Source organism: Salmonella sp. NW38, from assembly GCF_051807745.1.
Classification (GTDB): Bacteria; Pseudomonadota; Gammaproteobacteria; order Enterobacterales; family Enterobacteriaceae; genus Salmonella; species Salmonella enterica.
In genome coordinates, this window is record NZ_JAMMTO010000004.1 from 145,105 (window position 1) to 163,629 (window position 18,525).

Genomic DNA, 18,525 nt, shown 5'->3' on the forward strand with positions numbered 1-18,525 from the left:
CCCGGAAAAGAGGGAGTAATGTTGTCATCATCAGCGTTCCTGGCCGTAAATGAAACACGCATACTCATAACTGCTATAAATCGATACTAACACCTCTGTCCGGGATGTCTATTCGCTTATTGTTTGTAATGGTACTTAGCGTTTTGCCGCCAAATCCTGCGCGCAGGCCCAGGCGCTCGACCACGCCCACTGGAAGTTATAGCCGCCCAACCAGCCGGTGACGTCCATCACTTCGCCGATAAAATAGAGACCCGGCACGCGGCGCGCTTCCATAGTCCGCGATGATAGTTCGTTTGTATCCACGCCGCCCAGCGTCACTTCCGCTGTCCGATAGCCTTCGGTGCCGTTAGGCTGCACTTGCCAGGCCGTAAGCGTGTCAACCAACGCCTGCTGGTCACGAACGTTCAACTGCCTGAGCGATACATCCGGGATGTGCCCCAACTGTTGTAAACACTCCACCAACCGTTTCGGCAGATGCATCGCCAGCGTGTTCTTCAGACTCTGGTTCGGGTGCGCGTTACGCTGTTCATTGAGAACGTCTTCCAGCGAGAGGTCCGGCAATAAGTTAATGCTCACTAACTCGCCCGGTTGCCAGTAGCTGGAAATCTGTAAAACGGCGGGGCCGGACAGCCCACGATGGGTAAAAAGTAGGTTTTCCCGAAATACCGTGCCATTGCGGGCGGTAATCACGCAGGGCACAGAGACGCCAGACAGCGTCTGGAGCTGTTCTAACAGCGGCTTATGCAGCGTAAAGGGCACCAGCCCGGCGCGCGTCGGCAACACCTTGAGACCAAACTGTTCGGCGATTTTATAGCCAAACGGCGATGCGCCAAGCCCCGGCATCGACAGGCCGCCGCTGGCAATCACCAGCTTTTGCGTAGTCACCGTCTCGCCGTTCAACGCCAGTACGAAACCCGACTCATCACGCTCGACGCTCAGTACCTCGCTACGCAGGCGCATCGTTACGCCGCCTTTGTCGCACTCGGCAACCAGCATATCGACAATGCGTTGGGCGGAATCATCGCAAAAAAGCTGTCCCAGCGTTTTCTCATGCCAGGCTATCCCATACCTGCCGACCAGATCGATAAAGTCCCACTGGGTATAGCGGGCTAATGCTGATTTGCAAAAATGGGGGTTCTGGCTCAAATACGCAGCAGGCTCAACATAAAGATTAGTAAAGTTGCAGCGCCCACCGCCGGACATGAGGATTTTACGTCCTGGCTTCTTGCCATTATCGATGAGCAGCACGCGGCTACCCGCCTGTCCTGCCTGCGCGGCGCAAAACATGCCCGCTGCGCCAGCGCCTATAATAACGGCATCAAACCTTTCCACGTCGCCTTCCTCTCTCAAATTCGGGCGGGAATTGTAAAGTTTCCTCAGTGGTCGCACCAGCGCGAAAAGCGCCTGAAAATGGTATTTATCTGAAATATATAAGATAATTCTTTAGTGATATCAAACAAAGCACGAAGTACATCAAAAAAAGTCTATATTTCACTTTGCCCGCGCCGCCAAAGTCACTGATAATGCGCCGCGTTCATGTCCTCAAAATGGCGTAACGTCCTATGCTACATTTGTTTGCTGGCCTGGATTTACATACCGGGCTTTTATTATTGCTTGCTCTGGCTTTTGTGCTGTTCTACGAAGCGATTAACGGCTTCCATGACACAGCCAATGCAGTCGCAACCGTGATTTACACCCGTGCGATGCGTTCGCAGCTGGCGGTTGTCATGGCGGCGGTGTTTAACTTTTTTGGCGTTTTGCTGGGGGGTCTCAGCGTGGCGTATGCCATTGTGCATATGCTACCGACAGATCTCCTGCTCAACATGGGTTCCGCGCACGGCCTCGCTATGGTCTTTTCCATGTTGCTGGCGGCGATTATCTGGAACCTCGGTACCTGGTATTTCGGGTTGCCGGCGTCCAGTTCCCACACGCTGATTGGCGCCATTATCGGCATCGGTTTAACCAATGCGATGATGACCGGCACGTCAGTGGTGGATGCGCTTAACATCCCGAAAGTTATCAATATTTTCGGTTCACTCATTATCTCCCCTATTGTCGGTCTGGTATTCGCCGGCGGTCTGATTTTCTTGCTGCGCCGCTACTGGAGCGGTACTAAGAAACGCGCCCGTATCCACCTGACGCCAGCCGAACGTGAAAAGAAAGACGGCAAGAAAAAGCCGCCGTTCTGGACGCGTATCGCGCTAATCCTCTCAGCTATCGGCGTGGCGTTTTCGCATGGCGCGAACGATGGTCAGAAAGGCATTGGCCTGGTCATGCTGGTGCTGATTGGCGTCGCGCCTGCGGGTTTCGTGGTCAATATGAATGCCTCCAGCTACGAAATCACCCGTACGCGCGATGCTATCAACAATGTCGAAACGTACTTTGAGCAGCGTCCTGACCTGCTGAAAGCCGTCACCGGCGTTGACCAACTGATCCCCTCTCCGGAACCGGGCGCGACTGAACCGACTGAATTCCACTGCCATCCGGCTAACACCATTAACGCGCTTAACCGTGCGAAAGGGATGCTGGCAAACGTGGAAAGCTACGACAAGTTAAGCGTTGAACAGCGTAGTCAGTTGCGTCGCATTATGCTGTGCATTTCCGACACGACCGATAAAGTCGTGAAATTGCCTGGCGTAAGCAGCGATGACCAGCGCCTGCTGAAAAAGCTGAAGACCGATATGTTAAGCACCATTGAGTATGCGCCGGTGTGGATCATTATGGCAGTGGCGTTGGCGCTGGGTATTGGTACGATGATCGGCTGGCGTCGCGTGGCGACCACTATCGGCGAGAAAATTGGTAAAAAAGGCATGACGTATGCGCAGGGAATGTCGGCGCAGATGACGGCGGCAGTCTCTATCGGTCTTGCCAGCTACACCGGTATGCCAGTTTCTACCACTCACGTACTCTCCTCTTCAGTGGCGGGAACCATGGTCGTTGATGGCGGCGGGTTGCAGCGTAAAACCGTGACCAGCATTCTGATGGCCTGGGTATTTACGTTACCGGCGGCGATTATTCTTTCCGGCGTGCTGTACTGGCTTTCCCTGAAGATTATTTAAGCCAAATGGGCCGGATAGCGCTGTCGCTAATCCGGCCTGTCAGGATGAAACGACACAGGCCTGACAGGCCGCTACAAGCGGCGTCATCAGGCAGCCGAGCCTGTCATCCGGGAGGCTTATCTAATACGAGCGGGTCAGGAAACTGGCCCGCTTTTTTTATTCAGTGCCAAATCATGAGCGCAATCAAGCTCACCACCACCAAACCGCATAACGCGCTGGTCAGCAGAAACTGGCGGCGCACGCGTTCACAACGGCGAATAAATTCTTCATCATGATGATCGCGATAGCGCTGAGCGTAGATATACCATACCAGGCGCACCTGTTTGTTGGGCTGACCATGCGTGGTAAAGAAGCCGCCGCCATCGACATATTGATAGAGCAAAGGATCGCAACCACGAAGTACCACTAACAGTGCGCGTAGCGATGAGAAATAGCGCGCCATATTAACAATGCAAACGACACATAAAGCCCAGAATAGTGAGACGGTGCTTATCATATCTCCTCCCCGGCGACCCGCCCACGGAGTTCCTCTCCGGGACTACCGCTCCCCGATACCCTGCCAGACAATCAGTGAAAGAGTACTACGAAAGCCGTCCATATTAGCGCTCCGCATTCGAACGGCTCTTATACACATTGTAGGAGATCAGTTAATTTTTTTACCAGAAGGTTAATCACTATCAATGCAATTCCCTGAAAATTTTGTTTAACTAACTGGCAAGCAAGGCAGATTGACGGATTATCCTGGTCGCTATAATGTAAGGATAGTTATGGTAAACGGCTGAGCTAGCCCCGCGCATAGAGTTCGCAGGACGCGGGTGACGCGGCGGCATAAGAAACGCCAGTAGCTCAATGGTCATCGACAACTTATGGAAGGAGTAACACTATGGCTTATAAACACATTCTTATCGCAGTTGATCTCTCCCCGGAAAGTAAAGTTCTGGTTGAAAAAGCGGTCTCTATGGCGCGCCCCTACAACGCGAAAATCTCCCTCATCCACGTTGATGTGAACTATTCAGACCTGTACACCGGTCTGATTGACGTCAATCTGGGCGATATGCAGAAACGTATCTCCGAAGAAACCCACCACGCGCTGACCGAGCTGTCTACCAACGCTGGCTACCCTATCACTGAAACCCTGAGCGGTAGCGGCGATTTGGGCCAGGTGCTGGTTGACGCCATCAAGAAATACGATATGGATCTGGTCGTTTGCGGTCATCACCAGGACTTCTGGAGCAAACTGATGTCTTCTGCGCGCCAGCTGATCAACACCGTTCACGTTGACATGCTGATTGTGCCACTGCGCGACGAAGAAGAGTAATACTTGCCGTGCCGGCTGGCGGCTAAGACCGCATCTGGTCTATAGTCAATCAGGTTGGCCTGAACCATCAGGCAAATTCCGGCTATCAACAACAACGCCCGCTTATGTGGGCGTTTTGTTTATCCCCCCTTCTTCGCAGTACTCAGTACATCATTCCATCACACCAAACATAATTAGTGTGATCCACTAATTAGTTTGCGTATCATTTGTATAATAACCTATTGATCAGGCTAATAACCGCAGTCTATATCAGGGTAAGACTTTTCGGCGCGTTTTGATATACGCGTTCATACGTTTCGGGATGGCATTGAAAGGCGAAGGAATATGAATACAACTGCACCTACGGGCTTGCTGCAGCAACCTCGTCCATTCTTCATGATCTTTTTTGTAGAATTATGGGAACGATTTGGCTATTACGGCGTCCAGGGCATCCTGGCGGTCTTTTTCGTTAAACAATTGGGTTTTTCTCAGGAACAGGCCTTTATTACCTTTGGCGCTTTTGCGGCGCTGGTTTATGGCCTGATCTCCATCGGCGGCTATGTTGGCGACCATCTGTTAGGGACTAAACGCACCCTGGTCCTGGGCGCGATTGTGCTGGCGATTGGCTATTTTATGACCGGCATGTCGCTATTAAATCCCGATCTGATTTTTATCGCACTGGGTACGATTGCCGTGGGCAACGGGTTATTTAAAGCCAATCCCGCCAGCCTGCTCTCTAAATGCTATCAGCCTAAAGATCCCCGGCTGGATGGCGCTTTCACCCTGTTTTATATGTCGATTAACATCGGTTCTTTGTTATCGCTATCGCTGGCGCCGGTGATTGCCGATAAATTTGGCTATGCGGTGACCTATAATCTGTGCGGCGCTGGTTTAATTGTTGCGCTTCTGGTGTACTTCGCCTGCCGTGGCATGGTGAAAAATATCGGTTCTGAACCGGATCATAAACCGCTACGTTTTCGCAATTTGCTGCTGGTACTGCTCGGCACCGTCGTCATGATTTTCCTCTGCGCCTGGCTGATGCACAACGTTAAGATTGCCAATCTGGTGCTCATCGTCCTTTCTATCGTCGTCACTATTTTCTTCTTTCGCGAAGCGTTTCGTCTGGATAAAACCGGCCGCAATAAAATGTTCGTGGCGTTTATTCTGATGATTGAAGCCGTGCTGTTTTACATTCTGTATGCGCAGATGCCTACCTCGCTGAACTTCTTTGCGATTAATAACGTGCATCATGAAATTCTTGGATTCGCCATTAACCCGGTGAGTTTTCAGGCGCTGAACCCATTCTGGGTGGTCGTCGCCAGTCCGGTACTGGCAGCGATTTACACCCGACTGGGTAGCAAAGGCAAAGATCTGACCATGCCGATGAAGTTTACGCTCGGCATGTTCCTCTGCGCGCTGGGTTTTCTGACCGCCGCCGCCGCCGGGATGTGGTTTGCCGATGCGCAAGGATTGACGTCGCCGTGGTTTATCGTGCTGGTGTATCTGTTCCAGAGTCTGGGCGAGCTGCTGATTAGCGCGCTGGGGCTGGCGATGGTCGCCGCTCTGGTGCCGCAGCATCTGATGGGCTTTATTCTGGGAATGTGGTTCCTGACCCAGGCCGCCGCCTTCCTGCTCGGCGGTTATGTGGCGACCTTCACTGCCGTACCGGAAAACATCACCGATCCGTTACAGACGCTGCCAATTTATACCGGCGTCTTTAGCAAAATTGGTCTGGTAACGCTGGCGGTCACCGTGGTGATGGCCATTATGGTGCCGTGGTTAAACCGGATGATTAATACGCCAGGTACCGAACAGTAATACTCAGTGCCGGATACGGCTTACGCCTTATCCGGCCTACAAATAATTGAGAATCGTAGGCCCGATAAGCGTAGCGCCATCGGGCAATCCGTTACTCCGTCAGAGGGGTTCCGGCATAAATATCAAACCGATGCCCTTTGGTGACGATGGCGTTGGGCGTCGCGACATCCGCCAGCGGCGGCGCATAATCGGGACGTTTAACCACCACGCGTTTGGTCGCTAGCTGACGCGCCGGTTCCAGCAGTCCGTCGGCGTCGAGATCCGGCCCCACCAGCGACTGAAACACCCGCATCTCTTTCTTCACCAGCGCGCTTTTCTGCCGGTGAGGAAACATCGGATCGAGGTAGACCACCTGCGGGCGCGGCGTGATATCGGTTAACGCCGTCAGGCTGGAAGCATGAATCAGCTGCAAACGCTCCTGAAGCCAGCCGCCAATGTCCGCATCGGCGTAGCCGCGCGTCAGGCCGTCGTCGAGCAGCGCGGCAACCACCGGGTTACGCTCCAGCATCCGCACGCGGCAACCGACGGAGGCCAGCACAAACGCATCGCGCCCCAGTCCGGCCGTGGCATCAACCACATCCGGCAGATAATCGCCTTTGATACCGACGGCTTTCGCCACCGCTTCACCGCGCCCACCGCCGAACTTACGTCGATGGGCCATCGCGCCGCCGACAAAATCGACGAAAATGCCGCCAAGCTTCGGTTCGTCGCGCTTGCGCAGCTCCAGATGTTGCGGCGTCAATACCAGCGCCATTAGATTGTCTTCGTCATGCTCCAGTCCCCAGCGGGCAGCCAGAACAGATAAGGCGCCGTTTGTGGCGCCCGTTTCATCCATTAAGCAGATTTGCACGTAAAATCAGCCTTTAATCCCGTAATGCTCCAGCATCGCGTCCAGTTGTGGTTCACGGCCACGGAAGCGTTTAAAGAGTTCCATCGGCTCTTCAGAACCACCGCGAGTCAGGATGTTATCAAGGAATGACTGACCGGTCTCACGGTTGAAAATGCCTTCCTCCTCAAAGCGGGAATACGCGTCCGCCGCCAGTACGTCGGCCCACAGATAGCTGTAGTAGCCTGCCGCATAGCCGCCAGCAAAGATATGGCTGAATGCATGTGGGAAGCGGCCCCATGTCGGTGACGGCACCACGGCGACCTGTTTTTTAATTTCAAAGAGCGTCTCAAGAATTTTCGCCCCTTGCTGCGGGTTAAATTCCGCATGCAGACGGAAATCAAACAGACCGAACTCCAGCTGACGCAGAATAAACAGCGCCGCCTGATAGTTTTTCGCCGCCAGCATTTTATCCAGCAGCTCCTTCGGCAGCGGTTCGCCGGTTTCATAGTGGCCGGAGATAAACGCCAGCGCTTCCGGCTCCCAGCACCAGTTTTCCATAAACTGACTTGGCAGTTCGACCGCGTCCCACGGCACGCCGCTGATACCGGAGACCCCGGCAGTCTCAATGCGGGTCAGCATATGATGCAGGCCATGACCAAACTCGTGGAACAGGGTGATCACTTCGTCATGGGTAAACAGAGCGGGTTTACCGTTCACCGGACGGTTGAAATTACAGGTCAGATAAGCGACCGGCTTTTGCAATGTGCCGTCCGCTTTACGCATCTGGCCGACACAGTCGTCCATCCACGCCCCGCCGCGTTTGTGTTCGCGTGCGTACAGGTCAAGGTAGAAGCTGCCGCGCAGCTCGTTATTTTCGTCATACAGTTCAAAGAAACGCACTTCCGGGTGCCAGACATCAACGTCAGTACGCTCTTTGGCAGTGATGCCGTAAATACGTTTCACCACTTCAAACAGGCCATTCACGGCTTTGTTTTCCGGGAAGTACGGACGTAGCTGCTCATCGCTGATGCTGTACAGGTGCTGTTTTTGCTTTTCACTGTAGTACGCGATATCCCACGGTTGCAGCTCCTCAACGCCAAATTCGGCTTTGGCGAAGGCACGCAGCTGGGCCAGCTCTTTTTCCCCCTGCGGACGGGCGCGTTTCGCCAGATCGGTTAAGAAATCGAGCACCTGCTGCGGATTTTCCGCCATTTTGGTGGCCAGCGATTCATGGGCATAATTTTCGAAGCCCAGCAGTTGCGCCAGTTCATGGCGCAGCGCAAGAATTTCTTCCATCACCGGGCTGTTATCCCACTTACCGGCGTTCGGCCCCTGGTCGGAGGCGCGAGTGGAATAGGCGCGATACATCTCTTCGCGCAACGCCTGGTTGTCGCAGTAGGTCATGACCGGCAGATAGCTCGGGATATCCAGGGTCAGCAGGTAACCTTCCTGCTCTTTGGCTTCCGCCTGGGCTTTAGCGGCGGCGAGCGCGCTTTCCGGCATTCCCGCCAGCTCGGCTTCGTCGGTGATGAGCTTCGTCCAGCCCATGGTGGCATCGAGCACATTATTGCTGTACTGGTTGCCCAGCTCAGACAGGCGAGTGGCGATTTCGCCGTAACGCTGCTGTTTCTCTTTCGGCAGACCGATGCCGGACAGTTCAAAATCACGCAGCGCGTTATCAACCGCTTTCTTCTGCGCGGTATTCAGAGTGGCGTAATGATCGCCGTCGCGCAGGTCGCGGTACGCATTGTACAACCCTTCATGTTGCCCAACCCAGGTGCTGTATTCAGACAGCAGCGGCAGCGTCTGTTCGTAGGCTTCACGCAGCTCCGGACTATTTTTCACCGAGTTTAAGTGGCTAATTGGCGAGAAAATACGCCCCAGAACATCGTCGGCTTCCGCCAACGGCTGGCAGAGGTTCTCCCAGCTATACGGCGCGCCATGCGCCACAACGCCTTCTACCGCCGCCCGGCAATCGGCCAACGCTTTGGTGACCGCAGGCACCACATGCTCCGGTTTAATTGCAGAAAAAGGCGGCAGTGAAAAAGACGTTAGTAATGGATTGGTCATATGCGCAGTCCTGTAGAAGAAGGTGAGTGGAGCGCGCTTTTGGCGCTCTCGCGATGAGATCTAGAATGGGGGATAGTAAGGGGAATTTCAATGATGGACAGCGTACAGACGTGGGTATCGCTGCAATAAGCCGCCCCTTTAACATCATCCCGGCTTACGTTTTATAAGCCGGGTGACAACGTCAGCGCGTTTTTCTCGCCATCTCGTAAGCAGCGGACAGATCCAGACGCTGCCAGAACTGTTGATCCTCGGTCTCGCCCGACAACGGATATCCTGCCGGTAACGCCGTCTCTTCCATTAACGCCTGACGCTGCGCTGGCGACAGGTTCGGCAGCGCTGTCTGTAGCAGAACATCGGCGCCTTTTGGTATTTTCAACGGCTGATGCTCGCCTTTCTGTTGCGGCAAGTTATAAGTCATGGTGAAGCGGTAGAAGGTATGCATGGCCGGATCGCGGTACGGATCGTCTTTTCCGGCCGATGCCGCGCATTCGACAATCGTCGTACCGCACTCTTTCACCAGCGCCTCGCGCAGTTGAGCGCGAGCTTCGTTGAATAACGTACGATAATACGGATCGTTAAGATAATGCGCGACATTACGCTGCGCGACCATCCGCGCGCCCATCACATCCAGCGGATAGTGTACGCCAAGGACCAGGCGAGAATAGCCATAACGCGCGCCACGAATCACCAGCGCATCAAAGCGTTCCGGGATCATTTCCGCCATCAACAGCGCATCCGTATAACCGGTATTCGTGTGTCCGCTGGGAAAAGCACCGCCACCTGCGGTATAAGGATGACCATCTTTTACCACCACATCATCCGGCGTCAAATGGATAGTATTACCCGGCACCTGGTAAGGACGCGGGTAATGAAAATATTTTTTCGCCGCGCCGGTGCTGACTTCCGAGGCTTTAATCAACGCTGCCGCTTTGCCCAACTCACCTTTATCATAAGCGGCGAGAAATGCCCGCCCCAGCCGTGGCCCCATTGCGTCGCTCAGGAAATAGAGATACTCCACGCTTTCCGCATCCGCCAGCGCCTGGTGACGGGTATTAACATCGGCATCGTGATTAATCGCCGTCACCGTCGCCAGATTGTCTTTCAATACTGCTTCCGGCAATGTATTGAAGGCGGAAAGTAGGGTAATCCCCATCTGTTGATTCTCAGTAGTATGAAAATCATAACCGCTAGCCTGTAACCAGGCATTATCCGCCTGGATGGAATTCTGTCGCATCTGAGCCAGGGCGTCGCGAGTCAACGCGGCGGTATCGCCTTGTAATGCCTTACGCAACTGTGTCAGCCATTGAGCCTCAAGGTCATTAAAGGCGACGCTCGCCGAGTCGGGCGTCACGCTTTTCGCTATCGACTCCGCCTGGGACAGGGGAATATCTTTCGCCAGTGCCGGCATCGCCAGCGCCAGAGATGACGCCAGTACAGTAATGTGTAGTTTCATTATGGTTCCTTTCATTAAGAATAACGCCAGATCAAAACCACTACCTTGCCCACAGGCGATGCTGGCCTGCGCAGTTGACGGTTTGATGATACGAACACGTCTTGCAATACTTTCACAACGCGCGAAACAACATGGCGGTACTGGGGTAATCTGCGCGGATCTGCGGTAAACTATCGGCTAACTTGTTTACTTCCCGGAATATCTGCATCCATGCTCAGTTATCGTCACAGCTTTCACGCTGGCAACCACGCCGACGTCCTTAAACATACCGTTCAGAGCCTGATCATCGAGTCGCTAAAAGAGAAAGAAAAACCGTTTCTCTATCTGGACACGCACGCGGGCGCGGGGCGTTATCAGTTGGGCAGCGAACATGCTGAACGTACCGGAGAGTATCTGGAAGGCATCGCCCGTATCTGGCAGCAGGACGATCTGCCCGCCGAACTGGAACCGTATATTAGCGTCGTAAAACATTTCAACCGCAGCGGGCAGTTTCGCTACTATCCGGGCTCCCCGTTAATCGCCCGCCAGTTGCTGCGTGAGCAGGACAGTCTGCAACTCACGGAATTGCATCCCAGCGACTTCCCACTGTTGCGCGCGGAGTTTCAAAAAGACAACCGCGCCCGCGTGGAACGCGCTGACGGCTATCAGCAACTGAAAGCCAAATTGCCGCCGGTTTCCCGCCGCGGTCTGATCCTCATTGACCCACCTTATGAAATGAAAACCGATTACCAGGCGGTAGTCAGCGGCATCAGCGAGGGTTATAAACGTTTCGCCACCGGTACATACGCGCTATGGTATCCGGTGGTGCTCCGCCAGCAAATTAAGCGCATGATTCATGATCTGGAGGCCACCGGCATCCGTAAAATCCTGCAAATTGAGCTGGCGATCCGCCCGGACAGCGATCAGCGCGGGATGACGGCGTCCGGTATGATCGTGGTTAACCCGCCGTGGAAACTGGAGCAGCAGATGAACAACGTGCTACCGTGGCTGCACAGCAGGTTGGCGCCAAACGGTCACGGACACACTTCGGTAAGCTGGATCGTGCCGGAGTAATCACAGCCATCGGTGGAACCTTTCACCTTCAGGTATACAATCGCGAATATTTTGGCGGGTAGCGCAGAATCTATCCGTCCGACAACGAACATAAAGGAGCGGTCATGACCAAACACTATGATTACATCGCTATCGGCGGCGGCAGCGGCGGTATCGCCTCGATTAACCGCGCCGCTATGTACGGCCAGAAATGCGCGCTCATCGAAGCCAAAGAGCTGGGCGGCACCTGTGTTAACGTGGGCTGCGTGCCGAAGAAAGTGATGTGGCATGCCGCGCAGATTCGTGAAGCGATTCATCTGTATGGCCCGGACTACGGTTTTGACACCACGATTAATCAGTTCGACTGGAGCAAGCTGATTGCCAGCCGTACCGCGTATATTGACCGCATCCATACTTCATACGACAACGTGCTGGGCAAAAATAACGTGGATGTGATTAAAGGCTTTGCCCGCTTTGTCGATGCCAAAACCATTGAAGTGAACGGCGAAACCATTACCGCCGACCATATTTTGATCGCTACCGGCGGCCGTCCAAGCCATCCTGAGATTCCAGGCGTGGAATACGGCATTGATTCCGACGGTTTCTTTGCGCTGTCTGCCTTGCCGGAGCGCGTCGCGGTGGTAGGCGCAGGTTATATCGCCGTTGAACTGGCTGGCGTTATCAACGCGCTGGGGGCGAAAACGCATCTGTTTGTCCGTAAACATGCGCCGCTGCGCAGTTTTGACCCGATGATTAGCGAAACGCTGGTTGAGGTGATGAACGCCGAAGGCCCGCAACTGCATACTCACGCCGTGCCGAAAGCGGTGGTGAAAAACGCCGACGGCAGTCTGACTCTGGAACTGGAAGATGGCCGCAGTGAAACCGTTGATTGCCTGATCTGGGCCATTGGTCGCGAACCGTCGACCGACAATATTAATCTGGCGGCAGCGGGCGTGAAAACCAATGAAAAAGGTTACATCATCGTTGATAAATGGCAGAACACGAACGTAGAAGGCATTTACGCCGTTGGCGATAACACCGGCGCAGTGGAGTTAACGCCAGTCGCCGTCGCCGCCGGTCGCCGTCTCTCCGAACGCCTGTTTAACAACAAGCCGGACGAGCATCTGGACTACAGCAACATCCCGACCGTGGTCTTTAGCCATCCGCCTATCGGCACCGTCGGATTAAGCGAGCCGCAGGCGCGCGAGCAGTACGGCGACGAGCAGGTGAAAGTCTATAAATCATCGTTTACCGCTATGTATACCGCGGTAACGACGCACCGCCAGCCGTGCCGTATGAAGCTGGTCTGCGTCGGGCCGGAAGAAAAAATTGTGGGTATCCACGGTATCGGCTTCGGCATGGATGAAATGTTGCAGGGCTTCGCAGTGGCGCTGAAGATGGGCGCTACCAAGAAAGACTTCGATAATACCGTCGCCATTCACCCGACCGCATCGGAAGAGTTTGTGACCATGCGTTAATATCTTGCGCGCCCATCTTCGAGGGTGGGCGCACAAGCCTGCATGATTAATACGTACTGAAATAACTCTGGATCAGTTCCGGATTACGCGTCTGAGTTAGTGCCGTCATCAGCAAGACTCGCGCCTTCGCCGGGTTGAGCGAGTCAGACACCAGCCCTGGCTGCCCTTTATCCAACGGTACGACGCCGTTTCCGGTGCGGGAAGCGCGCACCACGATAATCCCGGCTTTCTCCGCTTTTTTAATCCCCGCGTCGCTACGTACCGAGACCGAACCTGCACCGGTTCCGGCATAAATAATACCGTCCGCGTGATGGGCGATCGCCGCATCATACATATATTCCGGGTCGTCCTGATAGCCGTAAATAATCACCACATTGGGTAATTTTTTGATATTACGTACGTCAAAAACAGAGCGCAGGGTATGAATTTTTTCCACCCGCGTTTCGAACTGTGGCTGACCATTAACGATGACCCCCAGATAGCCCTCTTCCGGCGCTTTAAAGGTATCCAGAGTCGTGGCATTGGTTTTCGTTACAAAGCGCGCCGAACCAATACGATCGTTTAAAACCACCATCACGCCGCGCCCCTTCGCATTCGGGTCAGCAGCCACCGTGACCGCTTCCAGCAGGTTCATTGCGCCATCGGCGCTGATTGCCGACGCGGGCCGCATTGCAGCGGTAAACACCACCGGTTTGTCGCTTTTCACTGTCAAATTAAGAAAGTAGGCGGTTTCATCGAGCGTGTCAGTGCCGTGAGTAATGACTACACCGTCAACATCATCCCGCACCAATAACGCATTCACCTTCTGTGAAAGTTTCAGGATAATATCGCTGGTCATATTTTCGCTACCAATATTCGCCACCTGCTCGCCGTCAACGCGAGCGATATTATTCATTTCCGGCACGGCATTTATTAATGTTTGCACGCCAAGTTCACCGGATTTATATCCGGCGGTTTGCGTATTATTGGCTGCCGTCCCGGCGATAGTACCGCCTGTCGCGAGAATAACAATATGCGGTAGTGACGTTGTGCTAAATACACAGTGGCTGATGAGCAGCAACACGGTGGCCATGAAAACTCTAATTTTCATTTTCTTCCTCTGAATTAAAAATAATAAGTGACGTGTGCTATAAAAACATGAATAACAATCAGGCCAGAACCATTTTTCCTATTAACAGCCCGACAATGACCGAAACAATCACGTTAACTAATCCCGGACGCATAAAACTATGGTTAAGCACATATTTGCCGATACGCGTCGTACCGGTATCGTCAAACGCCAGCGCCGCCAGACACTGCCCCGCCACCGGAATAAAGAAATAGCCGTTAACGGCAGGCCAGGAGCCGATTAACGCATAAGCGGGCAACCCTAACGCCAGCCCCAGCGGCAACAGAATTAACGTCGTTGCCGCCTGACTGCTGACCATAGCGGACACGAAAAACATCATAATGGCGATAAGCCAGGTATGCTGTTGCAATAGAGTTTGCACTTCTGCCTTAATCAACGCGATATGACCATTCACGAACGTCTCACTCATCCAGGCCAGGCCGAAGGCGCAGACAATCGCCAGCGCGCCCGCCCGAAATACCGTACCGCTGATAATCTGATCGACCTGCGGCCGACATAACAACACAATCAGGCAGGCAAAAGAGAGCATCGTAATCTGGATAGCGGCGGACATCGAAAGCGGTTGTAGCCCTTTCGCTGTCTCCACCATGGGCCGAAGCGCCGGAATCAATCCTAAGAGAACGATAACGATCGCGCTGGTCAGAAATAACGCCACCGACAATTTGGCGCGCGAAGTGACCACCGTATTTTTACTTTCTTTCTGCGCAGGTTTAATTAACCCTTCAGCAAGCCGACGTTGATATTCCGGATCGTCTTTTAACTCTTTTCCTTTATTAAAGGTCGCTATTGCCCCCATCGCTACGCCGATTAACGTGGCGGGCACGCAAATCATCATAATGGTTGAAATAGAGACGCCCAACGGCGCCATTAAACCAATCATCGCCGCCATGGCGGCAGATATAGGACTGGCGGTGATCGCCTGTTGCGATGCAATAACAGAAATAGATAAAGGACGTTCCGGTCGAATACCTGAATCCCGTGCGACTTCAGAAATAACCGGCAGCAAGCTATAAACGACATGCCCCGTTCCTGACATAAACGTGAAGATATAACAGATAAACGGCGCTAATAACGTAATGTAACGAGGGTGGCGACGCAGAATTTTTTCCGCCAGTTTGACCAGTAAATCCAGCCCGCCGGAGGCCTGTAAAGATGCGGCCGCCAGGACAACAGAAAGAATTATCAGAATAACATCAATCGGTGGCGTAGAAGGCGTCAGGCCAAAAATAAAAACCATCACGCCGACGCCTAACCCGCCGACCATCCCTAAAAATACGCCGCCGATCCTGGCTCCTATCATCAGGGCCACAAGGATAAAACATAATTCCGTCCAAAACATACTTCCTCCTGGGTTATCTGGAGTGAGTGTCGCTTTACATTGAGGGACGTAACCTATTGTGCAAACGGTTTACCAAAACCAAATGCGCCGTAATGAGATAAAATCTGCGCCGCCGATTTCCCGCCCTGCCACATGGCGCGTAACACGCTTTCTTTATCGGGTTCCGCCATACCCGATTGCAAAATGGAAAGCAAAAAACCGGTTAAGAAGGCGTCGCCTGCGCCCAGCGTATCGACAGGTTCGATATAAACAGGTTGCCACTCCAGATAATCCGCGCCGGAAAAATAATAAACTTTTTCATGCCCGCAGGTGGCAATAAGATGCCGACAGCCATAACGATAAAGTTTATTGAGTTTTATTTTGATTTCATCTGGCGATAACCCGCTGCAGGAGATAAATCCGTAATCTACCCACGGGCATACCTTTTCAAAATAGTCGTCTGTACCGCGCCCGGAAAAATCAAAAGAGAGTAAGACGGTTTGTTGTTTAATTTTCTCCAGCTCCGATTCCAGATGGCCGTTAATACTGGAATGGACTAATGTAAATTGTGATATATAGCGAAGATCATCGTCAGACAGGCTAAAAGGATGTTCCCGCAATACGCCGTTTTTGTTGCTGGCGACAAATTGTCGATCGCCATGCGAGAGACGGATACAAGCATATCCATTTTCGCCGGTATAATGGCGGCTGTGAGAGATATCTATCTGTAGCTGGTGTAATACATCCTGTACGTGCTGCGCGGCGTCGTCATTGCCAAACGCCCCCATAAACGCGCTGGGGATGTCTGCTAATTTCGCATAGACAGCAAAATTTAATGCATTACCGCCGGGGTACATGATGCCGGAATGCAGGTATTTATCGACAACGTTGTCGCCAATACCCAATACGCTGATGCTCATCATTATTCCTTGTTTGTCTTTACAATAAAAAGCGTCCCTGCTTTTTTATCCATCCTGATGTAATTAATATTCCACTTTCCACATATAGCGGCGCGTCGTTAACGGATGCTGGCGCGCCTCAGCTAACGCCCGATTGTAAACGGGATAAACGTTATTAAAGAGAGAGTGGTTAAAGTAATCAATAACCGTGGTTTTAATGGTCGATAGCCCCAGCTCTTTCGCATCGACAACTTCAATCCGGCGGCCATATTTTTTCAGGAAGTTTAACGCGCGTTCATCCACCGCCCGCGTATTGCCCTCGGAAAACTGGAAGAAGAAAGGCGTATTCGCATCGGTAATTTCAAACGGCCCGTGGAAAAACTCACCGCTATGAATACAGGCGGAATGTATCCATTGCATTTCCATAAAGATACAGATGCTCTGTAGGTAGGCTGCGCCATAGCCCGCGCCGCTGGCGACGGTGTAAATGACTTTATCGTCTTTATATTCCTGCGCGAACGCCTGCGCACGCTCCGCAACCTGCTCGCAAGCGCGCCAGACGATACGGTTGATTTTGCTGACGCCATCCTGAAAATCGTCGTAGTGCGCATACCCTTCCGTCTGCTGGAGCAGTTCGACCGCACTCAGCAGGCCTTTCATCGTTTTCTCTCCGGCAATATCTTTACCGTCGCCAAACGTGTACGTTTCCACATAGTCGCAATGCGCCACCAACGGTGAATCCATTACCCAGGTTAAACCAATGACCGGCGCGCCGTGTTGACGGGCGATTTCAGCCGCTTTAATTGTCTCTGGCGTATTACCTTTGTGGGAGGCGACAACCACAACGGCATTTTCTCCCAGCGCTACCGGCGGGTTGTTAATAAATTCTCCGCTGTTATACAGACCGACAGTCAACGCTTTCGCTTCTTTTTCTAAAAATGCTTTCGCCGGATAGAACGCCGCATAAGAACCGCCGCACGCCACATAATAGACGTGTTTAACGCCTCCTTTCTCTGCCTGGCTGGTCACAATATTGCTAACTGTCTCTTTCATACCCATCATGCTTTCCTCTGGTTCCATCAATGATACAGGCGAGGATTCGCCATAAATGACTCATAATGTATTATTATTTTTATATGACATTTAAAGACATTTGATCAAGATGGAAACCAAAAAAAATCGGGATCCGCGATCTGGATCCCGATTCAGCCTGCTCTTCGTTAGCGTAATGCTGACATCATACGGTAAACCGTATTTTATCGCCGACAATCAACTGTTGCGAAACGCAGGAGAGTTCTCCTTTGTTATCAATCATTTCACTTTTTATCAGGATCAGCGGATAACCCTCGTTGACGCCAAGATAATGGGCGACTTCAAAGCTGGCATAAACCAGTTCGATCATCTTACGGGAGTGGGTAAACCATAAATGGTATTTCTCGCGTAAGCATTCATACAAAGAGTGATTATTAAGATCTTCGTCCAGCAAAAACGCAAAACGTGGGGGAAGATGTACGGTTTCCAGCGATACCGCCACATCGTCGGCATAGCGGATACGTTCAATGACGACCGCTTTTTCGCCATCGTTCATATTCAGTAACGCTTTTGTCTCATCGTCTACCGATTCAAAAACGGATTTGATGGTGCGTGACCCCGGGCGACGTCCCTGAGACTGGCATAACTCGCTGAAACTCATGATGCCGGTCATGCTGCGCTGAAATTTCTCACCAGAGACAAAGGTGCCTTTGCCGGAGACACGGGTCAGCAAATTTTCACGCGTCAGCGCATCCAGCGCCTTACGGACCGTGACCCTGCTCACCTGCCAGCGCGCGCTCAGTTCATTTTCCGTCGGGATCTGCTGGCCTGGTTTATACTCTCCACGCGCAATGGCCTCTTTTAAGGCGGCTTCAAGCTGCTTATAAAGCGGTTTGGCGCTTTTACTGTCGGGTTGCTCGATCATTTGTATCCATTTGTATTATCATGGTGCCATAGCTTGTATTATAACTATTTACGTTACCTTTGCTTGTGAATCCACGCCATGCGGCGATGTAGTGATACCGCTATGAAACGAATGTTCTGATTTTAGGTCTGGGACGGGCGCCATGAAAATAGGATTTTCGCAATATCATTCAGTAATTTATGAAGT

The 18,525-nt window shown here is 52.6% G+C and carries 15 protein-coding genes; 5 read left to right on the forward strand and 10 right to left on the reverse strand.

Annotated features, from left to right (window positions below; translation table 11 throughout):
• Positions 1 to 135 precede the first annotated feature (135 nt).
• Entirely contained in the window at positions 136 to 1,332 is a 1,197-nt protein-coding gene (locus tag NA624_RS09035; RefSeq protein ID WP_000439230.1) for an NAD(P)/FAD-dependent oxidoreductase, read from the reverse strand.
• Between the two features lie 230 nt (positions 1,333 to 1,562).
• Between NA624_RS09035 and pitA the strand changes: the two genes are divergently transcribed.
• Entirely contained in the window at positions 1,563 to 3,059 is a 1,497-nt protein-coding gene (gene pitA, locus NA624_RS09040) for an inorganic phosphate transporter PitA (protein ID WP_000902764.1), read from the forward strand.
• A 160-nt stretch (positions 3,060 to 3,219) separates the two neighbouring features.
• Here pitA and uspB read toward each other — a convergent pair whose 3' ends face one another.
• Positions 3,220 to 3,555 (reverse strand): universal stress protein UspB, encoded by a 336-nt coding sequence (gene uspB, locus NA624_RS09045; protein ID WP_000626193.1) that lies wholly within the window; start codon positions 3,553 to 3,555, stop codon positions 3,220 to 3,222.
• A 387-nt stretch (positions 3,556 to 3,942) separates the two neighbouring features.
• Between uspB and uspA the strand changes: the two genes are divergently transcribed.
• Both uspA and dtpB read left to right on the forward strand, forming a co-directional pair.
• The gene (uspA, locus tag NA624_RS09050) at positions 3,943 to 4,377 is read left to right on the forward strand and encodes a universal stress protein UspA (protein ID WP_000323565.1); all 435 of its coding nucleotides are present in this window, start codon (positions 3,943 to 3,945) and stop codon (positions 4,375 to 4,377) included.
• Between the two features lie 324 nt (positions 4,378 to 4,701).
• Positions 4,702 to 6,174: a dipeptide/tripeptide permease DtpB gene (gene dtpB, locus NA624_RS09055; RefSeq protein WP_001098275.1), complete on the forward strand. Its 1,473-nt coding sequence runs from the start codon at positions 4,702 to 4,704 to the stop codon at positions 6,172 to 6,174.
• Between the two features lie 91 nt (positions 6,175 to 6,265).
• On the opposite strand, the gene rsmJ is transcribed toward dtpB, so the two are convergent.
• From rsmJ to NA624_RS09070, 3 genes are all read right to left on the reverse strand, one after another.
• A complete protein-coding gene (gene rsmJ, locus NA624_RS09060) occupies positions 6,266 to 7,024 on the reverse strand; it encodes a 16S rRNA (guanine(1516)-N(2))-methyltransferase RsmJ (RefSeq protein WP_001165136.1) in 759 nt (252 codons plus the stop codon).
• Between the two features lie 6 nt (positions 7,025 to 7,030).
• Complete coding sequence (gene prlC, locus NA624_RS09065) at positions 7,031 to 9,073, reverse strand: oligopeptidase A (protein WP_000184178.1); 2,043 nt, start codon at positions 9,071 to 9,073, stop codon at positions 7,031 to 7,033.
• 181 nt (positions 9,074 to 9,254) lie between these two features.
• On the reverse strand, positions 9,255 to 10,526 hold the full coding sequence (locus NA624_RS09070; protein ID WP_000766150.1) for an acid phosphatase: 1,272 nt from the start codon (positions 10,524 to 10,526) through the stop codon (positions 9,255 to 9,257).
• Positions 10,527 to 10,736: 210 nt separating this feature from the next.
• On the opposite strand from NA624_RS09070, the gene NA624_RS09075 reads away from it, so the two are divergent.
• On the forward strand, positions 10,737 to 11,579 hold the full coding sequence (locus tag NA624_RS09075) for a 23S rRNA (adenine(2030)-N(6))-methyltransferase RlmJ (protein WP_000954230.1): 843 nt from the start codon (positions 10,737 to 10,739) through the stop codon (positions 11,577 to 11,579).
• A gap of 104 nt (positions 11,580 to 11,683) precedes the next feature.
• Positions 11,684 to 13,036, forward strand: a complete 1,353-nt coding sequence (gorA, locus tag NA624_RS09080) for a glutathione-disulfide reductase (protein WP_000160775.1) — start codon at positions 11,684 to 11,686, stop codon at positions 13,034 to 13,036.
• A 46-nt stretch (positions 13,037 to 13,082) separates the two neighbouring features.
• Here gorA and fraE read toward each other — a convergent pair whose 3' ends face one another.
• The 5 genes from fraE to NA624_RS09105 all read right to left on the reverse strand — a co-directional run bounded on the left by fraE (position 13,083) and on the right by NA624_RS09105 (position 18,339).
• Complete coding sequence (gene fraE / locus NA624_RS09085; protein WP_000702758.1) at positions 13,083 to 14,126, reverse strand: fructose-asparagine asparaginase; 1,044 nt, start codon at positions 14,124 to 14,126, stop codon at positions 13,083 to 13,085.
• A 58-nt stretch (positions 14,127 to 14,184) separates the two neighbouring features.
• Positions 14,185 to 15,504: an anaerobic C4-dicarboxylate transporter family protein gene (locus NA624_RS09090; RefSeq protein WP_000498935.1), complete on the reverse strand. Its 1,320-nt coding sequence runs from the start codon at positions 15,502 to 15,504 to the stop codon at positions 14,185 to 14,187.
• Between the two features lie 53 nt (positions 15,505 to 15,557).
• Entirely contained in the window at positions 15,558 to 16,403 is an 846-nt protein-coding gene (fraD, locus tag NA624_RS09095) for a fructose-aspartate kinase (protein WP_000028428.1), read from the reverse strand.
• A gap of 63 nt (positions 16,404 to 16,466) precedes the next feature.
• Positions 16,467 to 17,444 (reverse strand): 6-phosphofructose-aspartate deglycase, encoded by a 978-nt coding sequence (gene fraB / locus NA624_RS09100; RefSeq protein WP_077905336.1) that lies wholly within the window; start codon positions 17,442 to 17,444, stop codon positions 16,467 to 16,469.
• 175 nt (positions 17,445 to 17,619) lie between these two features.
• Positions 17,620 to 18,339 (reverse strand): GntR family transcriptional regulator, encoded by a 720-nt coding sequence (locus NA624_RS09105; protein ID WP_000572566.1) that lies wholly within the window; start codon positions 18,337 to 18,339, stop codon positions 17,620 to 17,622.
• Positions 18,340 to 18,525: the final 186 nt, after the last annotated feature.